The organism is Micromonospora sp. CA-263727 (assembly GCF_050942455.1).
Classification (GTDB): Bacteria; Actinomycetota; Actinomycetes; order Mycobacteriales; family Micromonosporaceae; genus Micromonospora.
Genome location: NZ_CP192031.1, coordinates 4,150,968 through 4,177,165 on the forward strand (window position 1 = coordinate 4,150,968; position 26,198 = coordinate 4,177,165).

General features: G+C 75.1%; 20 protein-coding genes. 4 read left to right on the top strand and 16 right to left on the bottom strand.

Annotated elements, in window-relative coordinates; translation table 11 throughout:
• Window positions 1–13 precede the first annotated feature (13 nt).
• The 8 genes from ACQPYA_RS18175 to ACQPYA_RS18210 all read right to left on the bottom strand — a co-directional run bounded on the left by ACQPYA_RS18175 (window position 14) and on the right by ACQPYA_RS18210 (window position 12,204).
• Window positions 14–3,940 carry an amino acid adenylation domain-containing protein gene (locus tag ACQPYA_RS18175; RefSeq protein WP_433528276.1) on the bottom strand — a complete coding sequence of 1,309 codons (3,927 nt, stop codon included), beginning with the start codon at window positions 3,938–3,940 and terminating at the stop codon, window positions 14–16.
• Complete coding sequence (locus ACQPYA_RS18180; RefSeq protein WP_433528277.1) at window positions 3,937–4,848, bottom strand: isochorismatase family protein; 912 nt, start codon at window positions 4,846–4,848, stop codon at window positions 3,937–3,939. Before ACQPYA_RS18180 ends, ACQPYA_RS18175 begins: the two co-directional genes overlap by 4 nt.
• The gene (locus ACQPYA_RS18185; protein ID WP_433528278.1) at window positions 4,845–6,512 is read right to left on the bottom strand and encodes a (2,3-dihydroxybenzoyl)adenylate synthase; all 1,668 of its coding nucleotides are present in this window, start codon (window positions 6,510–6,512) and stop codon (window positions 4,845–4,847) included. Before ACQPYA_RS18185 ends, ACQPYA_RS18180 begins: the two co-directional genes overlap by 4 nt.
• Window positions 6,509–7,651 carry an isochorismate synthase gene (locus tag ACQPYA_RS18190; RefSeq protein ID WP_433528279.1) on the bottom strand — a complete coding sequence of 381 codons (1,143 nt, stop codon included), beginning with the start codon at window positions 7,649–7,651 and terminating at the stop codon, window positions 6,509–6,511. Before ACQPYA_RS18190 ends, ACQPYA_RS18185 begins: the two co-directional genes overlap by 4 nt.
• The gene (locus ACQPYA_RS18195; RefSeq protein WP_433528280.1) at window positions 7,648–8,418 is read right to left on the bottom strand and encodes an SDR family oxidoreductase; all 771 of its coding nucleotides are present in this window, start codon (window positions 8,416–8,418) and stop codon (window positions 7,648–7,650) included. The genes ACQPYA_RS18190 and ACQPYA_RS18195 overlap by 4 nt, the downstream gene beginning before the upstream one ends.
• 84 nt (window positions 8,419–8,502) lie before the next feature.
• Complete coding sequence (fes, locus tag ACQPYA_RS18200; RefSeq protein WP_433528281.1) at window positions 8,503–9,762, bottom strand: enterochelin esterase; 1,260 nt, start codon at window positions 9,760–9,762, stop codon at window positions 8,503–8,505.
• Window positions 9,750–11,132: an amidohydrolase gene (locus tag ACQPYA_RS18205; protein WP_433528282.1), complete on the bottom strand. Its 1,383-nt coding sequence runs from the start codon at window positions 11,130–11,132 to the stop codon at window positions 9,750–9,752. Before ACQPYA_RS18205 ends, fes begins: the two co-directional genes overlap by 13 nt.
• A 67-nt stretch (window positions 11,133–11,199) precedes the next feature.
• Entirely contained in the window at window positions 11,200–12,204 is a 1,005-nt protein-coding gene (locus ACQPYA_RS18210; RefSeq protein WP_433528283.1) for a glycosyltransferase family 2 protein, read from the bottom strand.
• A gap of 139 nt (window positions 12,205–12,343) precedes the next feature.
• On the opposite strand from ACQPYA_RS18210, the gene ACQPYA_RS18215 reads away from it, so the two are divergent.
• Window positions 12,344–14,893: an alpha/beta fold hydrolase gene (locus tag ACQPYA_RS18215; RefSeq protein WP_433528284.1), complete on the top strand. Its 2,550-nt coding sequence runs from the start codon at window positions 12,344–12,346 to the stop codon at window positions 14,891–14,893.
• A gap of 79 nt (window positions 14,894–14,972) precedes the next feature.
• Complete coding sequence (locus tag ACQPYA_RS18220) at window positions 14,973–15,662, top strand: FadR/GntR family transcriptional regulator (protein ID WP_433528285.1); 690 nt, start codon at window positions 14,973–14,975, stop codon at window positions 15,660–15,662.
• Between the two features lie 24 nt (window positions 15,663–15,686).
• On the opposite strand, the gene ACQPYA_RS18225 is transcribed toward ACQPYA_RS18220, so the two are convergent.
• Both ACQPYA_RS18225 and ACQPYA_RS18230 read right to left on the bottom strand, forming a co-directional pair.
• Window positions 15,687–16,940 carry a 4-hydroxybenzoate 3-monooxygenase gene (locus tag ACQPYA_RS18225; RefSeq protein ID WP_433528286.1) on the bottom strand — a complete coding sequence of 418 codons (1,254 nt, stop codon included), beginning with the start codon at window positions 16,938–16,940 and terminating at the stop codon, window positions 15,687–15,689.
• A complete protein-coding gene (locus tag ACQPYA_RS18230; RefSeq protein ID WP_433528287.1) occupies window positions 16,937–17,743 on the bottom strand; it encodes an arylamine N-acetyltransferase family protein in 807 nt (268 codons plus the stop codon). Before ACQPYA_RS18230 ends, ACQPYA_RS18225 begins: the two co-directional genes overlap by 4 nt.
• 63 nt (window positions 17,744–17,806) lie before the next feature.
• On the opposite strand from ACQPYA_RS18230, the gene ACQPYA_RS18235 reads away from it, so the two are divergent.
• Both ACQPYA_RS18235 and ACQPYA_RS18240 read left to right on the top strand, forming a co-directional pair.
• Complete coding sequence (locus tag ACQPYA_RS18235) at window positions 17,807–18,619, top strand: 2-amino-3,7-dideoxy-D-threo-hept-6-ulosonate synthase (protein WP_433528288.1); 813 nt, start codon at window positions 17,807–17,809, stop codon at window positions 18,617–18,619.
• A 43-nt stretch (window positions 18,620–18,662) separates the two neighbouring features.
• Complete coding sequence (locus ACQPYA_RS18240; protein ID WP_433528289.1) at window positions 18,663–19,823, top strand: 3-dehydroquinate synthase II family protein; 1,161 nt, start codon at window positions 18,663–18,665, stop codon at window positions 19,821–19,823.
• 74 nt (window positions 19,824–19,897) lie between these two features.
• Here ACQPYA_RS18240 and ACQPYA_RS18245 read toward each other — a convergent pair whose 3' ends face one another.
• From ACQPYA_RS18245 to ACQPYA_RS18270, 6 genes are read right to left on the bottom strand one after another with little or no spacing between them, the layout of a single operon-like run.
• The gene (locus ACQPYA_RS18245; protein ID WP_433528290.1) at window positions 19,898–20,932 is read right to left on the bottom strand and encodes a FecCD family ABC transporter permease; all 1,035 of its coding nucleotides are present in this window, start codon (window positions 20,930–20,932) and stop codon (window positions 19,898–19,900) included.
• On the bottom strand, window positions 20,929–22,071 hold the full coding sequence (locus tag ACQPYA_RS18250) for a FecCD family ABC transporter permease (RefSeq protein WP_433528291.1): 1,143 nt from the start codon (window positions 22,069–22,071) through the stop codon (window positions 20,929–20,931). Before ACQPYA_RS18250 ends, ACQPYA_RS18245 begins: the two co-directional genes overlap by 4 nt.
• Entirely contained in the window at window positions 22,068–22,826 is a 759-nt protein-coding gene (locus tag ACQPYA_RS18255; RefSeq protein WP_433528292.1) for a hypothetical protein, read from the bottom strand. Before ACQPYA_RS18255 ends, ACQPYA_RS18250 begins: the two co-directional genes overlap by 4 nt.
• Window positions 22,823–24,049, bottom strand: a complete 1,227-nt coding sequence (locus tag ACQPYA_RS18260; RefSeq protein WP_433528293.1) for an LPXTG cell wall anchor domain-containing protein — start codon at window positions 24,047–24,049, stop codon at window positions 22,823–22,825. The genes ACQPYA_RS18255 and ACQPYA_RS18260 overlap by 4 nt, the downstream gene beginning before the upstream one ends.
• Window positions 24,046–25,029 (bottom strand): ABC transporter substrate-binding protein, encoded by a 984-nt coding sequence (locus tag ACQPYA_RS18265; protein WP_433528294.1) that lies wholly within the window; start codon window positions 25,027–25,029, stop codon window positions 24,046–24,048. The genes ACQPYA_RS18260 and ACQPYA_RS18265 overlap by 4 nt, the downstream gene beginning before the upstream one ends.
• A complete protein-coding gene (locus ACQPYA_RS18270; RefSeq protein WP_433528295.1) occupies window positions 25,019–26,197 on the bottom strand; it encodes a COG1470 family protein in 1,179 nt (392 codons plus the stop codon). Before ACQPYA_RS18270 ends, ACQPYA_RS18265 begins: the two co-directional genes overlap by 11 nt.
• Between the last annotated feature and the right edge of the window lies 1 nt (window position 26,198).

Consider the following 26,198-nt stretch of genomic DNA (forward strand, 5'->3'; position numbering starts at 1 on the left):
CCGCACCAGTGCATCAAGGCCCGAGCCGCTCGGCGAGAACGGCACCGATCCGGTCGATGGCGGGGGCGCGCACCAGGTCCGGATGGGTTGCCGGCAGGTCGATCACCTCGACGCGGCGAGCGTATCTGCGCCAGCCCGCCGGGTCGAGCCACTGCTCGGGGCGGGGCGCCGCCGCGCGGAACAGCAGCAGATCTCCCGGGTACCGGGTATGCCGTGCGTGGCGAACCAGCGCCGTGCCGTGTATGACACACCGGATGCTCGCGGCGAGCACCGCCTCCGGCAGGGCGGCCATGGGGCTGGCGCTGGCCCGTAGCACGTGCCGCACCTGCTCGTCGTCGAGCGTCGCGTCCTCGGCGACCAGGTGTTCGGCACCGGCCATCCGCAGGATCCCGCGCAGCGCCTCGGCTCGGGTCGGCTCGCCGAGATGTCGCCACTGATCGGCCGGGTACGCGTCGAGTAGCGCCACCACGCCGACCGGGTGCCCGGCGGCGCTGGCCGAGGCGGCGACGGCATGGGCCGCCATGCCGCCGATCGACCAGCCCGCGACGTGGAAGGGCCCGTCGCCGACGACCGAGCGGATGGCGGACAGGTAGCCGGCGGCGAGGGTGTCCAGGTCGGCCGGCAGCGCCGCGTCGGGGTGCGCGAAGGAGGAGGACTGGAGGGCGATCAGCCGGATCCGGCCCGGCAGTGACCGCAGCAGCGGGGCGTAGCACCAGCCGAGCCCGCCGGCCGGCGGGAGGAGGAACAGTGGTGGCCCGTCAGCGTCGCGCAGGGGCAGCACTTCGGCCAGGTCGCGGCGGGCCCGGTCGGGGCCGGCGACCGCGCGGGCGAGTCGGGCCGGGGTCGGTGCGGTGAAGACGTCGATCAGTGCCAGCCGCCGCCCGAGGACCGCCTCGATCCGGTCCAACAGCCGCAGCGCGGACAGCGAGTCGCCGCCGGCGTCGAAGAAGTCCGCATCCGCCGGCAGCGCCGTGCCGGTGCCGAGAAGGCCGGCCATCAGCACGCCGATCTGCTGCTGCCACACGTCGCCGGGGGCCGCGCCGCAGGTCGGGTCCGTCCGGGGCATCCCTCGCGCGGCGAGGGCGCGCCGGTCCACCTTGCCGCTGGGAGTCAGCGGCAGGTCGGCGATCCGGGCGTAGGCGGCGGGCCGCATCGCCTCGGGCAGCGCGTCTCGCGCGGCGGCGCGCAGGGCGGCGACGGGTGCGGTGCCGGTGAAGTACGCGACGAGCCGGGTCGGCTCCGTCGGGTCGCCGGCGCCCACCGCCGCCACCTGCCCGGCGCCCGGCACCATGCCGAGCACCGCCTCGACCTCGCCCGGCTCCAGCCGCTGGCCGCGGATCTTGAGTTGGTCGTCGACCCGGCCGAGATAGAGCAGCGCGCCGTCACCGCGCCAGCTCGCGAGGTCGCCCGTGCGGTACATGCGCTCGTCCGGCACGAAGGGGTCCGCCGGGAACCGCTGCGCGGTCAGCTCGGCCTCTCCGGCGTACCCGTCGGAGAGCTGCACCCCGGCGAGGTACAGCTCACCGCGCGCGCCGGGCGGCAGCAGCCGCCGACGGGCGTCGAGCACGTAGGCGCGGGTGTTCCAGACCGGGCGGCCGATCGGCACGATCTCGCCGTCCCGCTCCGGGTCGCAGTTCCAGTAGGTCACGTCGACCGCGGCCTCGGTCGGTCCGTAGAGGTTGGTCGGCGGCACGCCGAGCCGGGCGGTCGCGGTCCGGACCAGGTCACCGGTGAGCGCCTCGCCGCTACAGACCAGCCGGGTCAGCGTGCCGCCGCCGGCCACCCGCTCGCTCGCCGGGTCGGCGCAGAACGCCCGCAGCATCGACGGTACGAAGTGCACGGTGCTGATCCGCTCGTCCACCATGAGCCGGGCCAGGTAGCCGGGGTCGCGGTGCCCGCCGGGCCGGGCGATCACCACGCAGCCGCCCACCCGTAGCGGCCAGTACAGCTCCCAGATGGACACGTCGAAGGAGATCGGGGTCTTGTGCAGCACCCGCTCTGCGGGACGGAGCCGGAAGTGGGACTGCATCCAGGCGAGCCGGTTGTCGATGGCCCGGTGGCTGATCCGCACACCTTTGGGCCGGCCGGTGGACCCGGACGTGAAGATCACGTAAGCGGTGTCGTCCGGTCGTACCCGGGACGTGCCGGCTCCGGCCGGGTGGGCCGCCCCGGCCGACAGCGGGGAACCGGGGTCGAGGGAGAGCACCCGCAGCCCCGGATGGGCTTCCGCCAGCCCGGTGAGCCCGGCCGACCCGTCGGTCAGCAGCCAGCCGCTGCCGGCGTCGGCGAGCATGCCGGCGATCCTGGCGTGCGGCAGGTCCGGGTCCGCCGGCAGGTAGACCGCGCCGAGGTGCAGCAACGCGTAGACCGCCACATACAGGTCGATGCCGCGGCGCAGCCCCACGCCGACCACGTCGCGCGGGCGCACGCCGTGCCGGCGCAGGGTCCCGGCCAGCCGGGCGGCCCGGTCGTCCAGCTCGGCGTAGGTCAGCTCGCGGCCCTCGTAGCGCAGGGCGGGCGCGTGCGGGGTGCGTGCCCGCTGCGCCCGGAACGCCGCCAGCAGGTCGGTGGCCGGTCGCCGCACCACCGGTCCGGCGAAGTCGGTCAGCATCCGGCACCGGTCGGTCTGGGTCACCAGCGGCAGCGCATCGACCGGGTCGGCCGGGTCGGCGGCGGCAAACGTCTCGATCCACGCGGCCAGCCGCTCGGCGTGCCCGCGTACGTCGTCGGCCGGGTAGAGCCGCGGATTCGCGTCCACCTCGAACCGGACCGGCCGGCCGCCACCCGGCACGCCGCGCAGGCACCACGTCATGTCCTCGACCGGCCCGGCGGTGACGTTGCGGACCACGCCGGTCGCCGCGCCGAAGCTCAGCCGCAGGTCGAACGGGAGGAGGTTGACCTGCGGGCCGAAAAGCTGGCCGCCACCGGCCCGCCGCAGCCGGCGGGCCAGCTCCTCCTGCCGGGTGTACGGATGCTCCCGGACCTCGGCGGCCTCGGCCCGCACCTGGGCGGTCAGTTCGCCCACGGTCGCCGTGCCGGTCCGGGCGGCCACCGGCAGCACGTTCATCGCGGTGCAGACGGTCCGGGCGGCGGCCGACGTGCCGGAACCGGGTACCACCCGGTTCATCGACGGCAGCCCGATCCGCACCTCGTCGAGTCCGGCCATCCGGCCGAGGTAGGCGGCGCAGGCGGCGGTGGCGACGTCGGTCCAGGTGACGCCGTGCCGCTGCGCGGCCTTCAGGAGCGCGGCCTGCGCGGCGGAGGTCAGGTCGGTCGCGGCGCGGACCGCGACCGGCGCCGGGTCGGCGACCCGGCCGGCCAGGGTGGAGAGTCCGACGCCGGCGAGGCGGCCCGCCCAGAACTCGTCGTCGGCCGCGACGCGTGCCGGATCGGCGCCCCGGGCCCGGTCCTCCGCCACGACGTCGGCGAGGGTGGCGGTGACCGGCGCCGGTGGCGGGCCGCCGACGAGGGCGCCGTACCAGGCGGCCACCCGGCGGGCGAGCTGGGCGTAGCCGTACCCGTCGAGCAGCACGTGGTGCGCGCAGTGGTACCACCGCGCCCGATCTGGCGCGATCCGGAACAGCACGGTCCGCACCAGCTCGCCCGTGTCGAGGTCGAGTGGCCGGGCCACGTCGGCGCGGACCAGCCGGTCGGCCGCCGCCTCCGGGTCGGCGTGGTCGCGCAGGTCCACCACCCGCAGCCGGGTCGGCGGGTCCGGGCGTACGCGCTGCTGCGGTCCCTCGGGCCGCAGTCGCAGCTCGATCCGGAGCTGTTCGAAGTCGAGGTACGCGCGGCGAAGCGCCCCGTCCAGCGCGGCCGGGTCGAGTGGGCCGCAGATCTCCACCACCTCGGCGGTGGAGTAGGCCGGGCTGCGCGGGTCGAGCTGGTGGGCGAAGTAGAGGCCACGGGCGGCCGAGGTCAGCGGCAGCCAAGCGGTCATCCGAGCGGCCCTGGCACGGGCACCCGGTGCTGCGGCGCGGCGCCGATGCGCTCCCGCAGGAAGGCGACGGTCCCGGTGGAGATGAAGTCACCGAAGTCGACGTGCACTCCGCGTTCTTCCAGGGCGGCCAGCAGGGCCATGGCGCGGATCGAGTCGAGGCCGAGCGCGAAGAGGTCGCCGTCGGGCTCGGCCAGCGCGGCCTCGACCGCCTCGGGCCCGTCCATCAGCGCGCCGAGCACCTCGCGGAGCATGCGGTCCGCGCCCGGCTCCCCTGCCGCCAGCGCGCTGCGTACCGCCGCCGCGGTGGTGACGACCGCGCAGCTGTCGGCGGCCTGTCGCAGCGCCCGCAGGTGGCCCGACCGGTCGAACGCGGCGACCGCGTCGGCCACGACGAACGGGGCGATGTCCCGACAGAACGCGTCCAGCGCCGTCGCCAGCACCCCGAACTGCGCGTAGATGCCGGTGACGACGAGCTGGTCGCGTCCCCGTTCGCGGAGCCACTGGGCCAGGTCGGTGCGGGCGAACGCGCTGTACCGGTGTTTGGTCAGCACCCGGTCACCGGGCTGCGGGGCGAGTTGCGGCAGGATCTGGGTGTCGGCCGGCACCGCGCGCAGTCCCGGTCCCCACAGGTCGGCCTGTAGGCCCCGCCCGGCCGGGTCCTGGTCGCCGGGCTGTGCCGTGTAGACGACCGGTACGCCGTGCTGGCGCGCCACGCGCAGCAGTGATGCCGTCGCCGACACCGCAGACTCCAGCGCGACGCTGCCCGGCCGGTACACCCGCGCGAAGTATTCCTGCATGTCGTGCACGAGCAGGGCGGCGCGACCGCTGGCAAGCGTCCACCGGGCGCGGCTGGTGGGTAGCTCCGATTCGGCCGGTGGGGCATAGTCGCCGGGCGCGGGCAGGCTCATCGCGGGCTCCGTTCGGGATTCGTGGCCAGCAGGCGGGTCAGGTCGCGGCGCAGCTCGCGGCGGCTGGTCTTGCCGACCGCGGAGACGGGAAACTCGGCGACGACCTCGAATCGGTCCGGCATCTTGTACTCCGCGATGCCCCGCTCGCGCAGGTGTTGCCGTAGCTCCACGGCGGTCGGCGCGGGCGGACCGGCGGGGATGACGAAGGCGCAGATGCGCTCACCGAGAAAAGCGTCGGGCATGGCGACCACCGCCGCGTCGCGCAGCCGTGGGTGGGTCAGTAGGTGCCCCTCGACCTCCTCGGCGGCCACCTTGTCACCGCCGCGGTTGATCTGGTCCTTGGCCCGGCCGGTGACGACGAGATGTCCGGTGGGGAGTTGGCGGACGAGGTCGCCGGTGCGGTAGAAGCCGTCCGCGGTGAACGCCGCCGCGCCGTCGACGCCGGCCCGGTAGTAGCCCCGGATGGTGTAGGGCCCCCGGGTCAGGAGCAGTCCCTCGGCGCCCGCCGGCACGTCCCGGTCGTCGTCGTCGACCACCCGGATCTCGTCGTCGGGGCTGATCGGCCGCCCCTGGGTGCGGGTCACGAGGTCGTCCGGGTCGTCGAGCCGGGTGTAGTTGACCAGACCCTCGGCCATCCCGAAGACCTGTTGCAGCCGGGCGCCGAGGTCAGGGCGGACGCGGGCGGCGACCGCGTCCGCCAGCCGGGCGCCGCCGACCTGGATGACGTCGAGGCTGCCGAGGTCGTGGCCGGTACGCGTGGCGGCGGGAAGCCACGCCTGCAGGATCGGGGGGACGACCGAGGTCATGGTGACGCGCTCGGACTCGATCAGCCGGAAGGCGGTCGACGGGCTGGGATCGGGGGCCAGCACCACGGTGCCGCCGGCGTACAGCACGCCGAGGATGCCGGGCGAGCTCATCGGGAAGTTGTGCGCCACGGGTAGCGCCACGAGCATCACGGTCCGCTCGTCGACGCCGCAGATCCGGGCCGATTCGCGCACCGAGTACAGGTAGTCGGCGGCGGTGCGCGGGATCAGCTTCGGTGTCCCGGTGGTGCCGCCGGAGAGTTGCAGGAAGGCGACCTCCTCGGCGGCGACGTCGGCCGCCACCGGCGCCTCGGCCGGCGCGGGGAGGCCGGCTCCGACGTCGATCACGAGCGGTGGTGGATGGCCGGCGGCGCGCAGCCGCTCGGCCACCCGCCGGGCCACGGCCGGTGGGTCGCCGCCGCGCGGGCCGCGTCCGGTCAGCACGTGGGCGGCGGCATCCGCGACGAGACAGAACTGGGTCAGCTCCGCCTCGCGGTGCCCGGGCAGCGCGAACACGGGCCAGGCACCGGCGCGGAAGATGCCGAACAGGTAGCTGACGTACTCCACGCAGTTGGGTAGTTGCAGGACGATCCGGTCGCGCGGCCGGATCCCGGCGGCCCGCAGGGCGGCGTGCACGGTGGTGGCCGCCCGGTCCAGTTCCGGGTAGCTGAGCCTGACCCATTCCCCGCTCCGGGCCGACCGGCCCACGATGGCCGTCCGGTCCGGGTGTTGGGCGGCGCGGCTGGCCAGCAGCGCGCCGAACGTCTCGTCCCGCCAGTAGCCGAGCGCCCGGTAGCGGGCGGCGAGGTCGGCCGGCCAGCCGGCGACGGGTTCCGGAGCGCTGCGGCGGGGGAGGCTCATCCGGCCACCGCCGGTTCGATCGGCCGGGGTACGGCGACGCCGAGCGCGCCGAGCATGGTCGCCAGTTTCGCGCCGGTCTCGGCCACCTCGGCGGCGGGGTCGGACCCGGGCACGATGCCGGCGCCGGCGAAGAGCCGCAGTCGTCGGCCACGCAGGACACCGGCGCGGATCGTCACCGCCCAGTCGCCGTCGCCGGCCCCGTCCAGCCACCCGACCGCACCGGTCAGCGGGCCGCGGTCGGCCGGTTCGAGCTGCTCGATCAGGTGGTACGCGGCCTCTCGGGGGGTGCCGCACACCGCCGGTGTCGGGTGCAGCAGCTGGGCCAGCCGCAGCGCGCTGGTGGCCGGGCCGACCTCCCGTAGCTCGCCGACGATCGGGCTGGCCAGGTGCCACATGGTGTCGGTGTGGACCAGCGTGGGAGCGGCGGGTACGGCCAGGCGCCGGCAGAGCGGGCCGAGCGCCTCGGCGACGGCGTCGACCACGAGCGCGTGTTCGTGCCGGTCCTTGGCCGAGTCACGGAGCAGGTCGGCGCGGATCCGGTCCTCGGCCGGGTCCGCCGCCCGGGGCAGCGACCCCGCCAGCGGGGTGGACCGCACCCGCCGGCCGCGCCGGCCGACCAGCAGTTCGGGGCTGGCGCCGAGCAGGTATCCGGCGCTGCGTCCCAGTGGTACGCCGAAGATGTGCCCGGCCGGGTGGCGGCCGGCGAGCGCGGCGAGCAGGTGGTCCGGTGCGGGGTCGCCGGCGCTGGTCAGGTCCAGCCAGCGGCCGAGCACGACCTTGCGTAGTCCGGCGTCGCCGGTGAGGCGGTCGACGGCGGCGGAGACGGTGGCCGCGTACTCCGCCGCGGCCGGCACCTCGATCGCGGTGGACCAGGCGTATCGCGGTGCGGGGCGGTCCAGCGCCGACCGGGGTAGGCGTCGGGCGGCGCCGGACAGGAGCGCGGTGGCGGGGCCGTCGGGGCGGAAGCTCAGCACGCCGATCGCCAACGGGTCCCCGGCAGTGTGGGCGAGCGCGGTCAGGGTGGTGTCGGCCCAGCGCGTGTCGTCGGAGCGATCCGTGGTCAGCCGGCGTGGCCGGCCGTCGGTGACGAGGGCGTAGTCGGCGGTGGCGAAGAGTGCGGTCGAGGCGGGGGCGGTCATAGCGAGGCGCCGCCGTCCACGGCGACGGTCTGGAGCGTGACGTGCCGGGCCCGCTCCGAGAGCAGGAACGCGGCCACGTCGGCGATGTCGTCGGGTGCGGCGATGCGGCGCAGCGGCACGCCGACCCGGTACGTCTCCGGCTCGCCGTCGAGCGCGGCGCGGACGCCGGCCGCCGGATCCGGCCACACGGCCCGCTGCATCGGGGTGTCGGTGGAGCCGGGCAGGATCGCGTTGCAGCGGATGCCGTAGCCGGCGAGTTCCAGGCCGGCGGCGCGGGTCAGGGCGGTCGAGGCGGCCTTCGACGCGGCGTACGCGAGCATCTGCTGGCGGGGCACCACGGCGGCGTTGGAGGTGACGACGACGATCGCGCCGGTCCGTCGCCGGGTCATGATCCGGGCGACGGCGCGCAGGCAGTGGAAGACGCCGGTGCTGTTGACCGCGAACTGCTCGGCCCAGTCGGCGTCCGTGGTGGTCAGCAGCCCGCCCGGGGCCAGCACGCCGGCGACGCAGGCGAGTTGGGTGACCGGGCCCAACCGCGCCTCGACCGACTCGACGGCCGCGTCGACCTCGTCCGGCCGGCGTACGTCGGCCTCGATCGGCAGTGCGGTCAGCCCGGCACGGCGTAGGCCGGCGGCGACGCCGTCGAGGTCGCAACCGGGCAGGTCGAGCAGGCCCACGGCACTGCCCTCGCGGGCCAGCGCGGCGGCGGTCGCCCGACCGATGCCGCCCGCCGCGCCGGTCACCAGGGCGACGTCGTGAGGTGCCATGGATTCATCAGACAATAGTAAGGGCATCCTTAGCAAGGATGATCGCGGAAAAGTGTCCCGGACGACTCGGCGGAGGGTTCGGCGTCAGACCTCGCGGAGCAGCGCGGTCAGCCCGTTCGCCAGGCTGCCACGCCAGCAGGCGATGTCGTGCCCACCGTCGTACTCCGCGTACGTCAGCGGGTAGCCCCGTCCATTCAGCACGTCGCGGAACCGCCGGACCGGTCCGATCAGGTCCCACTCCCGGGTGCCGACCTCCAGGTACCAACGAAGCGGCCGGGCGGGGGCGTCCGCGTAGCGGCCGGTGAGCCACTCCGCCGCCGGGCCACCGGGAAACCAGAGCGACGGGGACTGGCACAGCACCGCACCGAAACGGTGCGGCGCGCAGAGCGCGGCGTACGCGGCGGTGAGCCCGCCGAGGCTCTGTCCGGCGAGGACGGTGCGGGCCGCGTCGGCGGTCACCGGCCAGCGATCGGCCGCCCAGCCGAGCAGGTCGTCGGCGAGAAAGGCCGCGAACCCGGGGTCGCAGCCCAGGACCCGGGTACGGGTCGGCACGTCGCCGGAGTCGACCATCAGGACCACGGCCGGTGGTATCCGTCCCGCGTGCGCCAGGTTGTCCATCGTGGACGGCAGCCGGCCGTCGGCGGCCCAGACCTCCCCGTCGAGAAGCACGACGACCGGCAGGTCCCGGCCCCGTGCCCCCGGGGGCAGATAGGTCCGCACGACGTGCCCGCCCACCCGGTGCGTGGTGACCGTGCCACGCGGGACGCCGCGCTGGCGCGCCAGCCAGGGCTGCGCGGGCGCGCCGGGCAGCGTCACCACCGACAGTGGCGGTCTGCCGGTCCGCTCACGCAGGGGCATCCGGTTGAGGGGATCGGTCCGAGCCGCGGCACGCAACGCCCGCCAGGCCGCCCGGTCCGGGATGGCCGGCGAGCCGGGTGCCGCAAGCGGCTCGGTCAGCGGGCCGATGCGATAACTGGCGCGCCAGGTCGCCGGCATCCGGTAGCTCAGGTGCCAGACGTCCGTGCCGGGCAGCCGGCGCATCAGGCTCTGCCCGAGGTCACGGAAGTCGGTCAGCCGGTTCGCGTGCAGGAGCACCGCCGCGGCGACCGGGTCGCGCCAGAGGAAGGTCACCACGTACCCGTCGGCGTCCGGCTCCACCAGCGGCGTGCCGCGCCGCGCCGCCTCGACCCAGAACGCCTCGACGGCGCCCGGTCCCGCGCCGCTGGCCAGCGTCGCCGCCAGCGCCCGCACCCGGTCGCCCTGGACGACGTCGAGCGGGTACGGCCGCGGCGTGTGTGGCGGCACGGCCGGGCCCCCCGGGGGCGGGATCGTCAGCACGTCCACGGCTCCGCCGCCTCCGGGTAGCGGGCACGGCGGGTGGTCGCCCGCATCGCGTCGACATAGCCGGCCCGGGTGTGCCGTGGCCGGTAGCCGGCGATCGCGTCGCGGGCCGCCGCCGCGTCCCCGTGCAGCAGGTCCACCACGGTCCAGGCGAGCGCCTTGGCCGGCTGCACGTACGCCCGGACCGGGTCCACGACCCGGAACCGCGCCGAGTGGTTGACCCCGGCGCAGCCGCCGTGGGTGGCGTGCATGACCGGCATCAGGTGACTGAGGTCGCCGGCATCCGTCGACGCCGCCGAGAAGTCGTGCTCGGCCCAGCCCGCGTCGCCGGCCAGCACCAGCGCGTTGCGGCGGAACAGCCCGCCGAGGGTGCGGTCCACGGCCAGCGGCAGGAACCCGGGGGCCGAGGTCAGCTCGACGACCGCCCCGACAGCCAGGGCGCCCGCCCGCAACGCCCGGTCCACCCGCCGTTCCGCGTCGGCGATCGACCTGGCGCTGCGGCCCCGGATCAGGGTGTCCACGGTGGCCTGGTCGGCGATCACGTTGAGCGAGGCCGGATGCGCCCGCAGGACGGGATGCACCCGGACGTCCTCGGCGAACGTCCCGCGCTGGGCGTCGATGGCGTGCAGCGCGATCCGGGCCGCGGCCGACGCGTCGACCCCGTGACCGGCCGCCGACGACGCATGCGCCGACCGGCCGTGGAAGACGGCCCGTCTCGTGGTGAACCCCGTGTACTGCCAGTCCATGCCGAGCGCGGCGGTGGGCCTCCCGGCGCCGGGGGCGGCGGGGGCCACCTCGGGTACGCCGCTGGCGTGGGCCATCAGCGCCAGCCCCACGCCGTCGAAGCAACCGAGACGGATCAGCTCCTGCTTGCCGCCGGGGAACTCCACGTCGGACACGCCCGGCCGGCCGATGTCGCTGTACTCCTCGGCGGGCACCGCGAAGAACACCACCTCCCCGGCCAGTTCGCCGGCCGCCGCCCGCTCGGTCATCGCCCGCGCCACCCCGACCAGGTGGGCGACCTGGGCGTTGTGACCGCACGCGTGGGCGGCGCCGGTACCCGGGTCGGCCGCCGGATGCTCGGGCGCGTGCAGCGCGTCCAACTCGGCGAGCACGCACACCACCGGGCCGGGACGGCTGCCGACGACACGGGCCCGCACGCCGGTGCGGGCCAGCCCCTCCTCGACCGGCAGGCCGAGCGCGCGCAGTTCCCGGGCCACCACGTCGGCGGTCCGGAACTCCTGGTAGGCCAGCTCCGGATGGGCGAAGATGTCGTCACCGACGGCGGCGATGTGCGCCGCGTCGTGGTCGATCGCGGCGGCGAGCGACTCCTTGAGGCCGGCCGCCGGGCCGTCGAGCGGATCGATGCTCATGGCCGTGCTCACCTCGCCGTGGCCGGCCACAGGACCCCATCCGTCCCGCACTCGTCGGCCCGCCGGCTCATCGATGGGCCAGGACGCGCGAGTAGAGCCCCGGCGCGACCTTGAGCACCCCGCCGGCCAGAGCGGTCCGGAGCCGACCGGCCGCGGCGAGCATGGCCAGGTCCAGCGCGCGGGTCCGCCGCCGGGCGGCGGCCACCGCGGCCCGGGTCTCCCCGTCGCGGCGGCCCGCGTGCTCCGCGCGCAGCGCCATGTTCGCCAACGGCAGCACCACGTTGAGGTAGCGGTAGTGGAGATGCTCCGCGCGCCAGGCCCGCGACAGCCCCCGGCGGGCGAGTTCGGCGCCGACGTCATCGCCGACGTCGAGCAGGTCGAAGGTGTGCCGGCCGAAGCGGGCGGAGACCGAGACCGGGTTCGCCGTGTAGCGGTAGAGCGGGTCGTCGACGAGCGCGACCCGGCGCGCGTCCAGCAGCAGCCGCAGCACCGGGAGGAAGTCCTCGTAGGCGCGCCCCACGTCGAAGACACCGGCGGGCAGCGCCCGCCGCCGGAAGATCTTGTTGCAGGGGTACGCGCGCATCCGGTTGCCCAACAGCAGCCGCGCCGCCCCGGCGCCGGAGATGACCGGCCGACCCCAGGGCGCCTCGTCCACTCCCCACGCGACGCCGTCCGGACCGACCCGCCGGGTGCGGCAGGCCACGATGTCGACGCCGTACGCGGTGCCTGCCTCGACCATGCGCGCCAGGAAGCTCGGCTCGGCCCCGTCGTCGCTGTCCAGGAACCAGACCCAGTCCCCGGTGACGTGGGTGAGTCCGGTGTTGCGGGCGGCGCCCGCGCCCCGGTTGCGGTCGTGGGCCACCACCCGGTACGGCAGCTCCAGCCCGGACAGCGCTCGACGCGCCACGGCCACGGCGTCGTCGCGGCCCCGGTCGTCGACCAGGACGACCTCGGCCGGACGGAGGGTCTGCGCCGCCACCGACCGTAGGCAGGCGGCGATCCGGTCGGCGGTGTTGTGGACCGGAACCACCACCGACACGGTGCCGCCGGGTTCGCTCACTCTTGCGTTCATGCCGTCTCCCGCGAACCTCTCCACGCCACGCCGCCCTGGGCGGACATCAGAACAACCCGACCAACCTATTGTCAGATGATGGTTAGGCTACCCTAAAGTTATCCCCCGTTGGCACGCCGGGTGGATCAAGGGAGCGGGTGTGAGCAGCGATCTGTTGCGGACGAGCGCGGTACCCGGGCAACACGAGGAGACGGTGGCGCCGCTGACCGTGCCGGGTGAGTGGAGGTCGATCGGCCATCGGCTGCGCTATCTCGCCGGGGTCACGCCCGACGCGCCGGCCGTCGCCTCGCCCGACGCCGCCTACACCTACGCCGACCTGCTGCGTACGGCCGAACGCTGGGCGCGCGCCCTGCCCGCCATCCCGGCCGGCTCACCCGTCGCGATCGACGTCGCGCCCACCGCCGACTGCGTCGTCGCACTCCTCGCCGTCGTCCTCTCCGGCCGCGCCGCGGTGTTGCTCGATCCGATGCTGCCCGACGCACGGATCGCGCAGATCCTCACCGCCAGCGGCGCGCACCACCTCGGCGTGGCGGCGCTGGCCACACCGGAGCCCACCGACACTCCCCTGCCCTCCGGCGACCTCCACGACCCGGCGGTGATCGTCTACACCTCCGGCTCGACCGGGCGGCCCAAGGGCGTCGTGCACAGCCACGCCAGCTGGCTCGGCCAGGCGTACGGGTACCGCGTGGCGATGGAACTCGGGCCGGCGGACCGGCACGCGCTGGTGCTGCCGCTCAGCTTCGGCGGCGGGCTCGACGTCGTCTTCACGGCCCTGCTCACCGGGGGCAGCCTGCACGTGTACGACCCGCGCGTACTCGGCCTGGCCGGGCTGCCCGGCTGGCTGCGCGAGCAGCGGGTCAGCGCCGTGTACGCCACGCCGGCGCTGCTCCGCTCCATCCTGGACACCCCCGGCGCCCCCGATCTCCTGTCCGGCCTGCGTCACGTCACCACCTGCGGCGAGGCGATCCACGCCTCCCTCGTCGCGCGGCTGCGGGAGCAGTTGGGGCCGGACTCGACCTACGTCGGCCTCTCCGGCGCGTCCGAGATCGGCAGCCTGGCCTTCTTCCCGCTGCCGGCGTCCGCACCGCTCCCGCCCGGCATCCTCCCGGTGGGCCACCCCGCCGCCAACCGCGTCGTCGAGGTGGTCGACGAGAACGGCGACCCGCTGCCCGCCGGTGTCACCGGCGAGGTGGCGGTCACCTCGCACTACCTCTCCTCCGGCTACTTCGGCGACCCGGCGGCGACCGCGAAGCGGTTCCGCCGCAACCCGGACGGCAGCACCACGTACCGCGGTGGCGACCTCGGCCGGTGGGACGGTGACGGGTTGCTCCACCTCGCCGGTCGCGCCGACGCCGCGGTGAAGATCGGTGGCTACCTGGTCGAGCCGGCCGAGGTGGAGGCGGCGCTGCTGGACTCCCCCGACGTGCGGGAGGCGGTGGTCAGCGCGGTGCCGGCGACCGACGACACCGGTGCCACGCGGGCCAGCCTGGTCGCGCACGTGGTGCCGGTGACCAGGGAACGCGCGACGACTCCGGCCGCGATACGGCGCGCCCTGCGCGGGCGGCTCCCGTCCTGGATGGTGCCCGCCCGCGTGGTCCTGCTGACCGAACTACCTCGCAACGAACGCGGCAAGGTGGACCGGCCCGCGCTGCCGGCCGCCCCGGACCACCGTCCGGTCGCGCCCGCCACGCCGACCGAGAGGCTGCTCGCCGAGATCTGGCGCAACGTGCTCGGTCTCGCCGAGGCGCCGGTGAACGTGGACTTCTGGGAGTTGGGCGCCGACTCGCTGGCGGTCGAGGAGATGATCGCCGCCACCCGCCAGGCGACCGGCAGCGCCATCGGCTCCGCCGACCTCACCGCCGCGCCCACCATCGCCGAGCTGGCCCGGCTGCTGGACGGCAGCGCCGCCCGCCGCCAGCACCTGCCTCCCACCGCGGTCACGCTGCGTAGCTCGGCTGCCCCGGCCCCCGCCGTGTTCGCGTACGCGGGCGGCGGCGCGGCGGCGCTCTCGCTGCTGCCACTCGCCACCGCGCTGCGGGCGGAGGTGCCCGTCATCGGCTTCCAGGCGAGCGGGTTCGAGCATCGTGGCCGGCCGGACTGGAGCCTGGCCGCCGTGGTGCGCCGCCACCTGGGCGTGCTCCGGCAGGCCGCACCGGACGGCCCGTACGTCCTCATCGGGCACTCCTTCGGCGGCCTGCTGGCGCTGGAGACCGCCGCCGCGCTCGCCGCGGACGGCGCGGAGGTGCCGCTGGTCGTGCTGCTCGACACGATCCTGCCGGAGCAGGTGACCGCGCCCGCCCGGCGTACGGACGGTACGCCCGCACCGCCGGCACTCGCACCGCCACCGCTGCGCCAGCGGCTGCTCATGCACGCCCGACTGGCCGGCGCCGGGATGGTGCGCTACCCGGCGTCCGTACGCGAGGCGGTGTTCTGGGAGCAGAGCCTCCGGATGGTCAACCGGCACCGGCTGGCCACCTGGCACGGCCGGACGCTGCTCTTCACCGCCGAGGACAACCCCGACCGGCCGGCCTGGTGGAGCCGGGTACTGACCGGGACACACGAGGTGATCCCCGTCACCGGGGGCCACTCCTCGATCCTGCGCCCACCTTTTCTCCAGCCGATCGTGGACCGCCTCGACGTCGAGTTCTCCGCGATCTCCGGCCGGCCGGATCGGGACCGCCCCGCCTGACGTCGCGGTCGCCGTAAGCCGCGTCGCGTATCGTTTGGGACATGAACCAGCGCGGCGCAGCACCACGAGCTGGGTGCCGATGACGAGAAGCTCACGGTCCCGGGTCGTGGCGGAGTGGATGCAACAGCAGATCCGTGACGGCAACTGGCCGCTCAACACTCGCATTCCCACCGAGGCCCAACTGGCCGAGACGCTCGCCGTTGGACGGAGCACCATCCGGGAGGCGACCCGCGCGCTGGCCAACACGGGGATGCTGGAGAGTGTGGCCGGGGTGGGGACGTTCGTCCGGGCCCGCAGCCCGGTCAACGCGGTGCTGAGCGAGCATCTGGTGCACCAGCCGGTCGCCGCCGTCCTCGGCCTGCGCCGCGCGCTGGAGGTGGAGGCTGCCGGCTTGGCCGCCGCGCGCCGCACCGAGGAGGACCTGGAACGGATGCGCCGGTCACTGGAGGCCGGCAACGCGGCGGTGACCGACCCGGGCCCCGCGCCGGCCCTGCCCTCCCCCGGTTCGTTCCACGCCGACATGTTCGCCGCCGCCGGCAACCCGCTGCTCGCCGAGTTCTACCAGTGCGCGATGGTCGCCATCCGGTACGCGATGGGCAGCGGGCAGTTGCGACCGGGCACCCGCGAGGACCGGGCCCACGATCACCGGCAGATCTTCGAGGCGATCGTGGCGGCGGATCCGGACGCTGCCCGCGCCGCCGCCGCGGCCCACGCCGACCGCGACTTCACCCCCGCTGGCGTCCCCGAGCCGACGACCACGGCCCGCTGACCTGACTGGACGGTCATGGTCGCCTCACGGGCCGGCATGCGGATCGTCGCCGGAGGTCCAGCGCCACGGGGTGGGAAAGGGCGTACCCGTGTACAGGCGACCGAGGGCGTGCCGCGCGTCCGGGTTGTCGATCAGCTCGTCGAGCTTCGCGCACCGGATCCGCCAGGCGTGTGGGTCGTCGGAGGTGTGCAGCAGGTCGGTCATGCTCGACGAGAACATCTGGGACTGCCAGACGCGGCGCAGCGCGCGGTCGCTGTAGCGGTCGAGTTCTCCCACGCCGGCGCCGGCGAAGAGCGCGCCGAGCGCGTACGAGAGCACAGTGGCGTCGGACACCGCGAGGTTGAGTCCCTTGGCGCCGGTCGGCGGCATGATGTGGGCCGCGTCCCCGACGAGGAGGAGCCGACCCACCCGCATCGGCTCGGTGACCGCGCTGCGGATGGTGATCACCGTACGGTCGACGATCTCGCCGGTCGCGAGCGGAGGATGGTCGTCGCTGGCGCTGCGCCGGCGTAGCTCGGCCCAGATGCGCTCGTCGGGCCAGTCCCGCAGCGCCGCTCCGGCGGGCACCTGGAGGTACTGCCGGGTCAGTTGCGGGCCCCGCGAACTGTGCAGGCTCATGCCGTGGCGGCTCACGCAGTACATGCCTTCCGCCGGGTCGGGTGCGGTCCGGGCCAGGATGCCGAGCCAGCCGAACGGGTAGCTGCGCGCGTGGGTACGGACGGCGGGGTCTCCGGCGAGGGCGTGCGCCCGGCCGATCCCGTGGAATCCGTCGCAGGCGGCGACCACGGTGGCGCGTACCCGCAACGGGCCGGCCGGGCCGCGCGCGTGCACGACGACCGGGCGGTCGCCGGTGCGGCCGGCGCGCAGCGGCGCGCGGTAGCCGTCGATCGCGACCGCGGCGGTGTCGAAGAGGGTCGTCTGCCCCGCCTCGTCCGCGGCGTCGATGAGGTCGGCGACGAGTTCCTGCTGCGGGTAGAGCATGGCCGCGCCCCGGCCCTGGGAGCGGAAGTCCAGGTGGTGCGTGCGCCGCAGGTGGCGCAGGTGGAAGCCGGCGTGCTCGACGCCGAGCTGGTTCATCCGCCCGTCGACGCCGAGTTCGCCCATCACCTGCCGGGTCGGCTGTTCCACGATCCCCGCGCGCTGGGTCGTGCGGAGCCGGTGCCGGCTCTGCTGTTCCAGCACGACCGTGTCGATGCCCTGGAGGGTCAGCATCCGGGCCAACGACAGCCCGGCCGGTCCGGCGCCGACGACGGCGACCTGGGTGGCGAGGTCCCTCACCGCGACGCCTCGACGCTGGCCGGCGCGTACCGGATCAGGGTGTGCGGCAACGGTTCCCGCAGCCCGAAGAGGTCGCGTGCGGTGCGCTGGGCGGCGGCCGGTGTCAGCTCCCGCTGCCCACCTCCCGTGGTTCGCAGGTGGAAGCTCAGTGGCTGGCCGCTGCCGGCGAGCGTGGTGGTCCGCCCGCCGCTGGTGGTCGACACCACCACCGACGACGTGAAGCGTGAGCGTGGGCTGGTGCTGTGCCACCACGCCATCGCCTCGAAGTCGGAGAGGTCGCGCGGGCGCGGGTCGACCTCGTAGCTTGCTCCGCTGGGGGTGTGCAGCCGCGTCCGGCGCTCGGGCAGCGGAACGAGCAGGCCCTCGCCACCGAAGCCGACGTCGGCCAGCCAGCAGGCCCCGCCGACCGTCACGACGCAGGCGGCATGCCCGAGCGGGACTCCCGTCGCCCCGGACGGGCCCACCACCGCGCCGGCGACGAGCGCGCTACGGGCGCCCAGCCCGGCCAGGAGCGCGGCGAGACCACCGTTGAGTTCATAGCAGATCCCACCGGCGTGCCGGGTGACCAGGCGCTCGTAGATCCGGGCGGGGTCGACCGAGGCTGCCTCACCGCGATGGATCCGGGTGTTCTCGAACGGCACGGTCGCCACGTGCGCGGCGACGAGCGTGCGTAGCGCCGTCTCGTCGAGGGGGCGCAGCTCCTCGGGGGTCAGCCCGACCCGGGCGAGATACCTGTCGCGCCGGGCGGGCGGTAGGGGACGGGCACCCGTGCAGGTGTCCGAGGTCATGCTAGGAATCACCACCGGTGTAGGTTAGCCTACCCTAACCATTATCTGACAATAGCTTCGCCACAACGAGGAGACGACGTGTCCGGTCCTGGCGGCGCCATCCTCCTGCGCCCCTACGGCAAGGCGCTGCGCCTGGCGCGGCTCACCGGGCGGCACAAGGGGCGTGCCCTCTTCGTGCCCCTCGACCACTCGGTGACCAGCGGGCAGATCGCCTGCGGCCGGCCGTACGCGGGCCTGGTCCGGGATCTCGTCGACGCCGGTGTCGACGCCGTAATCGTCCACAAGGGACGGATCAGGTCCATCGAGCCCGCGACGTTCGTCGGCGCCGGCCTCATCGTCCATCTCTCCGCCGGGACGGTGCACCACGCCGACCCGAACTCCAAAGTCCTGGTCGGCTCGGTCGAGGAGGCGGCACGCTGGGGCGCCGACGCCGTGAGCGTCCACGTCAACGTCGGCTCGCCCACCGAACCCGCGCAACTGCGCGACCTGGGTCTGGTGGCCGGCGAGTGCGACCGCCTCGGTCTGCCCCTGCTGGCGATGATGTACGCCCGGGGGGATTCGGTCAGCGCCGACCCGTTCTCCCCCCGAACCCTCATCCATCTCGCCTGCATCGCCGCGGACCTCGGCGCCGACCTGGTGAAGCTCCCCTACCCGGGCACGGTCGAGGCGATGCGCGAGGTCGTCGCGGCATCCGCGCTACCGGTCTACGTGGCCGGCGGCGATCCGTCCGGCGGGATCGAGGAGACCGTCGAGCTGACCCGGCACATCCTCGGAGCCGGGGCGGCCGGGCTGAGCTTCGGCCGGTGCATCTTCGACGCCGCCGACCCCGCGGCGATCGCCTCCGCGGTCGCCGCGGTGGCGAACGGCTTCGACCCGGAACCGCTGACCTGAGATGCGAGCCCTGCCCACCCGACCCGAGGGAGCCCAGACCGCCATGGACACCGCGATCGTCACGGACGCCATCACCCCCGCCACGGCCCGCCCCGCCGAGCCGGCGGTGAGTCCGGGCGGGCGCCACTTCGCCTGGATCGACCTGCGGTCCGTCGCACCCCATCTCGTGGACGCCGTCACGGAGGCGGCGCTGCACCAGCGCGTCGACGGCATCGTCTCCGACTCCGCCACCCGCCTCGCCACCCTGCCGCCGACGGTACGGCGGATCCTCGCCGCGGACCCGTCCGGTCCCGACATCCCGGCCGGCGTCGCCGACCTCGTGCTGTGGGACGCCGACGCCGCGCCGGAGGGCGCGGCGCAGGCCGCAGTCCAGCTCGTGGTCTCCGACGCGCCGAGCCTCACCCGCGCCTGTGAACTCGTGCGCCAGGCGCCATGGACCGTGCTGACCTTCACCGACCCGACGAAGATTCCCCTGGAGATCGTCATCGCCGCGGCCGGAGACTCCGGCGGTCGCATCGTCACGGCGGTGGAGGATCTCACGGACGCGGAGATCGTGCGGCTCGTGCTGGAGCACGGCTCCGACGGGCTGCTGCTGCGTCCGCTCGGCGTCGACGACGTGGCGCGGGTCCAGCGGCTGGTCAACCCGCAGGCCGCGGCGGTCGACCTGGTCACCCTCGTGGTCGACCGGATCGAGCACGTCGGTCTCGGCGACCGCGCCTGCATCGACACCTGCTCCCTGTTGGAGAGCGACGAGGGCTGCCTGATCGGATCGTTCGCGACCGGTTTCTTCCTGTCCTGCTCCGAGACCCACCCGTTGCCCTACATGCCGACCCGTCCGTTCCGCTGGAACGCGGGCGCGGTGCACTCGTACGTCCTGGTACCGGGCGACCGCACGAGATACGTGACCGAGCTGGCGGCCGGCGCGCCGATCCTCGCGGTCCGTTCCGACGGCAGCGCCCGCGAGGTCCGGGTCGGCCGGGTCAAGATCGAACGCCGGCCGTTGCTCTCCATCTCGGCGGTGACGCCCGGCGGCGCGGTGGTGAACGTCGTGACGCAGGACGACTGGCACGTGCGCCTGCTGGGGCCGGGCGGGGTGGTGCACAACGTGACGGAACTTCGTCCGGGCGATCGCCTGCTCGGCCACGTACCCACCGCGTCCAGGCACGTCGGCCTGCCCATCGCCGAATTCTGCGTCGAGCGCTGAGCGACCTGCCCGCCCGCCGGCTTCAGCCGGCGGGCGGCCGCCGCCTCCGCCCGGCCCGGCGGCGCCGGGCCGGGCTACCCCCGGCGCTGCCGCACCTGCCGGGACAGCAGCCAGAGCATGTAGACACCGCCCAGCGACCCGGTGACCACACCGACCGGAAGCTGCACCGGCGCGAAGAGTCGCTGCGCCACCTGGTCGCAGCAGAGCACGAGGGCCGCCCCCATCGCCATCGACACGGTCAGCGCCGGCTCCGGCGCTCCGGTCAACCGCCTGGCCAGCTGGGGCGCGGCCAGCGCGACGAACGCGATCGGCCCGGCGATCGCCGTGGCCAGGGAGACCAGGGCGACGCCGACCGCGATGCAGGCGGCGCGTACCTGCCGTGGCCGGGTGCCCAGCCCGGCGGCGACATCGTCGCCCAGCACGATCAGCGTGAGCGGCCGGGACAGCGTCACGGCGAGGCCGCAGAGCAGCAGCCCCGCCCCACCGGCGACGGTGACCGTGGGCCACGACATCGCGTTGAGGGAGCCGGCCAGCCAGACCGCGGCGGTCTGCGCGGCGGCGAGCGAGGCGCGGACGAGCAGGAGGGAGTTGACCGCCGTCAACACCGCGCCGACCCCGACGCCGACCAGCACGAGTCGGGGCCCGGTGACGCCGCCGCCCCGACGCGCCAGCAGGAAGACGCCCGCCGCCACGGCGAAGCCGCCCACCAGCGCGCCGATCGCGACCTGCGTCGGCGTGCCGCCGAAGAGGATGATCGTGGTCACCGCGCCGGTCGCCGCGCCGACGGTGAACCCGATGATGTCCGGGCTGCCCAGCGGATTGCCGGAGAGCGCCTGGAAGATCGCCCCCGAGCCGCCGAGGGCCGCGCCCACCACCACCGCGGCGAGCGCGCGGGGCAGCCGCACCTCGCGTACGAAGACCTGCGCCAGGACGTCACCGCGGCCGAGCAGCGCGTCCAGCGCCCGGTCCGGTGTCGACGGGTACTCGCCGGAGAGGACCGCCACCGCGGCGACCCCGGCGATCACCAGGAACAGCACCGCGCCGACCGCCACGGCCCGCCGACGCAGCCGTACCGACCAGGGCCCGAGGCGAACCGGCAGCACGCTCACATCGCCACCCGGCGGCGGCGCACGACCGCCACGAAGACCGGGCCCCCGACCACCGCGGTGATGATGCCGACCTGCACCTCGGCACCGGAGACGAGCCGACGCCCCACCACGTCGGCCAGCAGCACCAGCACCGGGGCGTACAGCAGGGTGACCAGGACGATCCACCGCTGGTCCTGGCCGACGAGAACCCGGGCCAGCAGCGGTACGCCGAGCCCGACGAAACCGATCGGACCGACCGCGGCGGTGGCGGCCCCGCAGAGCAGGGTGACCGCGGCCATCGCCACCGCGGCGGTGACCCGTGGGCGCGCGCCGAGCGCCGCACCCGTGTCGGAGCCGAGGGCGAGCACGTTGAGCGCGGGCGCCACGGCTGCCGCGAGCAGCAGCCCGGCCGCCACGAAGGGGGTGACCGCGAGCAGGATCTCCCAGCGCCGCCCTTCCAGCGAGCCGGCGGCCCAGAACCGGAACTCGTTGAACGCCCGCTGATCGGTGAGGATGACGGTCTGCACGAGGGAGCCCGCCGCGGCGCTGATCGCCACCCCGGCGAGCGCCAGCCGGGCGGGCGTGGCGAACGCGCCCGCGACCGCGCCGAGCAGGTAGACGGCGGTCGCGGCGAACGCGGCGCCGGCGAACGCGAACCACAGGTAGAACCAGACCCCGACGAACCCGGTCAACGCGACCGCGCTCACCACGGCGAGGCTCGCGCCGGCGTTCACCCCGAGGATGCCCGGATCGGCGAGCGGGTTGCGGGTCAGCGCCTGCATCACGGCGCCCGCGACGCCCAGCGCGGCGCCGATCTCGATCGCCAGCAGGGTACGCGGAAGCCGCTGGCCACGCACGATCGTCGCGGCGACGGAGTCGTCGGGGTGCAGCAACGCGCGCCACACCTGCTCCGGCGGCACCGCGCGCGATCCCACCGACAGGCTGGCCACGACGGCGCCGGCGAGCAGCGCGACCGCGGCAGCGACCACCAGCGTCCGGCGCCACCTGCGGCGACGTGCCCGGGCCAGCGCGGCGGCCTGCGCCCGGGTGGCCGCACGCTGCGCCACCGCCCTGCGCGGCAGGCCCACCACCTGCACGGGTGACTCCGGCGGGGACGTCGGGTCGGCGTCGCCGACCGCGGGCGTGGATCGCCGGGTCATCCCGGGCCCGGCGGCTGCCGTCGCCGGATCAGGTAGCCGACCGTGCCGCCGGCTGACGCGAGCAGCGCCGCGCCCAGGATCGCCCAGAGCACGACGTCGCCGCCCCCGCCGCTGCCGGCGCTGCGGGTGATGGCCACGCCGCTGGCGGGCGAGCCGGCGGGGGACGCCACCGCACCGGAGGCGGTCCCGGACGGCGTCGCCGGGGTGTCCGCCGGCGCCGTGCTCGGCGCGGAGGCGGTCGACGGGCGGGACGCGGGCGTGGTGGCGGGCGTGGTGGCGGGCGTGGTGGCCTCCTGGCCCGCGCCGACCACCGTGAAGTCGGCGCCGCCGCGCCGCGTGTAACCGTTGACGCCCTGCTGAGCACCGTTGGCGTCGAGGATCTGCTCGGTCGCGAGGAAGCGCAGCCAGTGCGCGCCCGCAGCGAGGTCCCGGGGAAGGAGGAAGCTGCCCGCGGCGGTGCCGTCCGACCGGATCTTCTGGACGTGCACCACGCAGGCCCCGTGCACCGCCGCCTCGGCGCAGAACTGGCCATCATCGATCTTGATGTGCACCGTCTCGCCGGGCGGGAATCCCCCGACCGTGAACGAGATCCGGGCGCCGGGCGCGAGGCTGCGGGGCGAGACCGAGGCGCTGGTGCCGGGGGTGTCGGCACCCGCGCCGCCGGGCGGGAGGGCGGACGCGGCTGCCGGTGCCGCCAGCCCGAGGGCGAGCGCCACGGCGGTCACGGCCACCGCACGGCGCGCGAGCGACCTCATGCGCCGGCCTCCCGTTCCGGTGTCGCCGAGCCGGGGAACAGCCGCCGCCGGGTGGAGACCAGCGCGACGCTTCCGGCCAGCAGGAACAGCCCACCGAGCAACGCCGCGCGGTAGGTCTCGGGGCCGGTACGCGGAAGCTGCTCGCCGGCCGCGACGGTGATGTCGTCCCAGCCGAGCAGCTCGCCCTCGCGGTCGAGGACCGCCACCTTCTGCGTACCCTCGGCGATGTCCACCCCGGCGAGCGAGGCGGTGGCGGTCCGCTCCGCGCCGACGGCGAACCAGCCGACCGGGCGCGGCGAGGAGCCGGAGTACGCATAGAGGAAGATCCAGTCTCCCGATGCCGCCCCGGGCACCGTGACCCGCAGCGTCGCGCCGCTCCTGGCGATCGTCACGCCGCCACGCGTCGCCGAGGTCAGGTCCTCGTCGGCGTCATACGGGTCCGGCACGCCGGTCGGACGGCCCGGCGGCTCGTCCCCGCCTGAGCCGGCGGCGGTGACCGTGAACGACGTCGTCTGCACCGAACGGACCGTGTCGCCGGCCCGCAGCGATCCGGTCAGCAGCCGCAGGGTGTACGACCCGGCGGTGAACGCCGGCGTCGAGTTGGACGCGGTCGGCAGCTGGACGTCGACCGCGAAGCTGCCGTCGTCGTTCGCCTCGACCACCTGCCAGACGGTGAGGTTGGGATTCGGGCCGGCGCCCGGCAGGTGGCTGAACGCACCATCGTTGATCTTCACGGCGATGGCGGAGCCGCCGCCGCCCGGGTGGCACCAGCCGGTGCCACTGAGCCTGATCGTGCCGCCGATCCGGGCCGATCTCGCCAGCTCGCTGGTCACCGATCCGCCGGGGTCGGGGCAGGCGGCCGCGGCCACCCGGACCGCCGCCTCGCCCAGACCGGTGACGGCCGCCGGGTCCGCCGACGACGACGCCCGCCCGGACCCCGCAACCGGAGGCGTCACGACGGGCGTGCTGGGGGGCGGATCCGCGGAGGGTGTCGAGGCGGACGGAGCCGCGGTGGGCTCCATGGTGGACGTCGGGGTGGCGGACGGCGTCGGGGTCGTGACCGACGCCGGGGTGGTCACGGTCGGGGTGGCCGGCGGGGTCCCCGCCGGCTCGGCCAGGGCGGCCGGGGCGAGCACGGTGACTCCGGTCGTCACGGCGACCGCCAGCGTCGCACCGGCGAGCGCCAGTGCTCCGCGCGGCCGGGATGATGTCTTGCCTGTCATGGGATGGTCAGCGCCCTCTCCACGTCGTCAACGATCAGGTTCATGAGCAGTGGGCCGCCGGTGGAGGTCCACAGCGAGCCGTCGACGGGCACGATCCGCCCGGCCCGGTACGCCGTGAGCGCGGTGAACCCGGGCACCCGGGCGGCCTCCGCCAGCGCCTCCCGGGCGGCCTCGACGCCAGCGCCCCCGCCCGCCTCCGGATTGCCGACCGACGACCCGCCGAGCGTGCCGAAGAAGATCCAGTCGGCGTCTATCTCGGCGAGGTTCTCCAGCGACACCGGCTCGCTGTGCCCCCGACCGGTCCGGTCCTGGTTCGGCGGCCGGCTCAGGCCCAGATCCACCAGGGCGAGCCCGGCGGGCAACTCCTTGAGGATCAGCGCGGCGGACGAGCCCTGCCAACGGACGACCGAGTACGTCTCGTCCAGCCGTGGCCCGAGCCGCCCGTGCACGGCGGTGACCCGGGCGTCGTAGCCGGCGAGCACTTCGCGCCCCCGGTCCACCTGGTTCAGCGCCTCGGCGACGTAGCCGAAGGTGACCCGCCAGTCGCCACCGGCGTATCCGGCGTACACGGTCGGCGCGATCTTGCGAAGCAGCTCGATCACGGGCGGGTTGTTGTTGATGGAGGTGCCGTCGACCAGGATGAGATCGGGCCGGGCCTGACCGATCGCCTCGAAGTTCGGCTGGGCGACGCTGCCGAGCAGCGGGATGCCGCCGGCCTGGGGCACCAGGTAGTTCGACACGCCGGACTGGCCACGCCCGGTGGTGGTGCCGACGGGCGTGACGCCGAGTGCGAGGGCACCGTCGAGGGTCGGCTCGCTGAGCGTGACCACCCGCTGCGGTCGCTCCGGCACCACGACCCGGGTTCCTTCGATGTCGACGACCACCCGCGTGCCGCTGGCCGGTGCCACCTCTGCGTTGCACGCCGTCGCGGCGAGCACAGCGAGCAGGACCGCCAGGCGGGCCAGCCACCTAGCCATCATCGCCCCGCCGCTCCGTCCCGGCGTCGGCCGGCTTCGCCGTACCGTCCGCAGCCGCGTCACCGTCCGCAGCCGCGTCACCGTGCGGAGGCGCGTCGCCGTCCGCAGCCGCATCACCGTCCGGGGTGGCGTCGCGGTCCCGTCTGCCCTCCTCGCGGGCCTGCTCGACCGCGATCGCCAGCCGACGCCGCCAACGGCCCCGGTTCTGCACCACGGCGGTGACCGCGGCGACGAGCACCAGCAGCACCAGCGTCCAGAACCATGGCATCGCCCAGACCCGGCGGCCCGCGACCCCCTCGGGCAGCGGCTCGGGGACCGTGTCCTCGCCGACGGCACGGGGTTCCACCCGGGCCGTCGCGGTCAGCATTACCAGCGCCGGCACGTCCTCCACCGTCAGCTCGACGTGGAAACGCGCGCCCGGCAGCAGTTCGGGGACGTCCCCGACGTCGAACCGGCGTGACCACACCCCGAACGGCGCGGAGAGTTCGACCGTGGCCCGGCCGGAGAGCCGGAGGTTGCCGGTGTTCCGCACGTCGAACGCGACCCGCGCGGTGCCGGTGCCCCCGCTCCCCCAGCCACCGGCGAAGTCCACGTCCGGATCGGTCGGCGTGAGCACCGGGTTCAGGTCACCGGCGACCCGCAGGTGGACCCGGGCGCCGACACGACGCTCCACGGCGACCGCACCGTCCACCCTGGCGCCGCCGACCGCGGCGACGATGCCGGCGGGGTGGTCCCCCGGCGTCGCGTCCGCCGGGATCGTGATCGTGAACGGGACCGTGCGGCTCGCCTTGGCGGCCAGCCTGACCTCGGGCGTGTCGAGGCGGATCCAGGAACCACCGTCCCGCGGCGGCTCGCCGCCGGGCAGCAGGTCGAAGACGCCGGCCGACGTGGTCACGCCGTCGCTGGCGTACAACCGGAAGGTGACCGATCGGTCGCTGAGGTTGGTGACCGTGACGTGGTCGCTGACCGCCGCGCCGGGGTCGAGTTCGTACCGGAACGACACCCGCCGGTCCGGGCCGTCCGCGGTGGACGGCTGCACGGCCCAGGTGACCTCGTCGGAAGATGCCGCGTACGCCGCCGCGGGACCGGCCGGGGCCAGCCCCGCGGCGGCACCCGCCAGGGCGAGCGCGAGGATGCGCGCGCCCCGGCGGGCCAGTTGACGGATGAACATG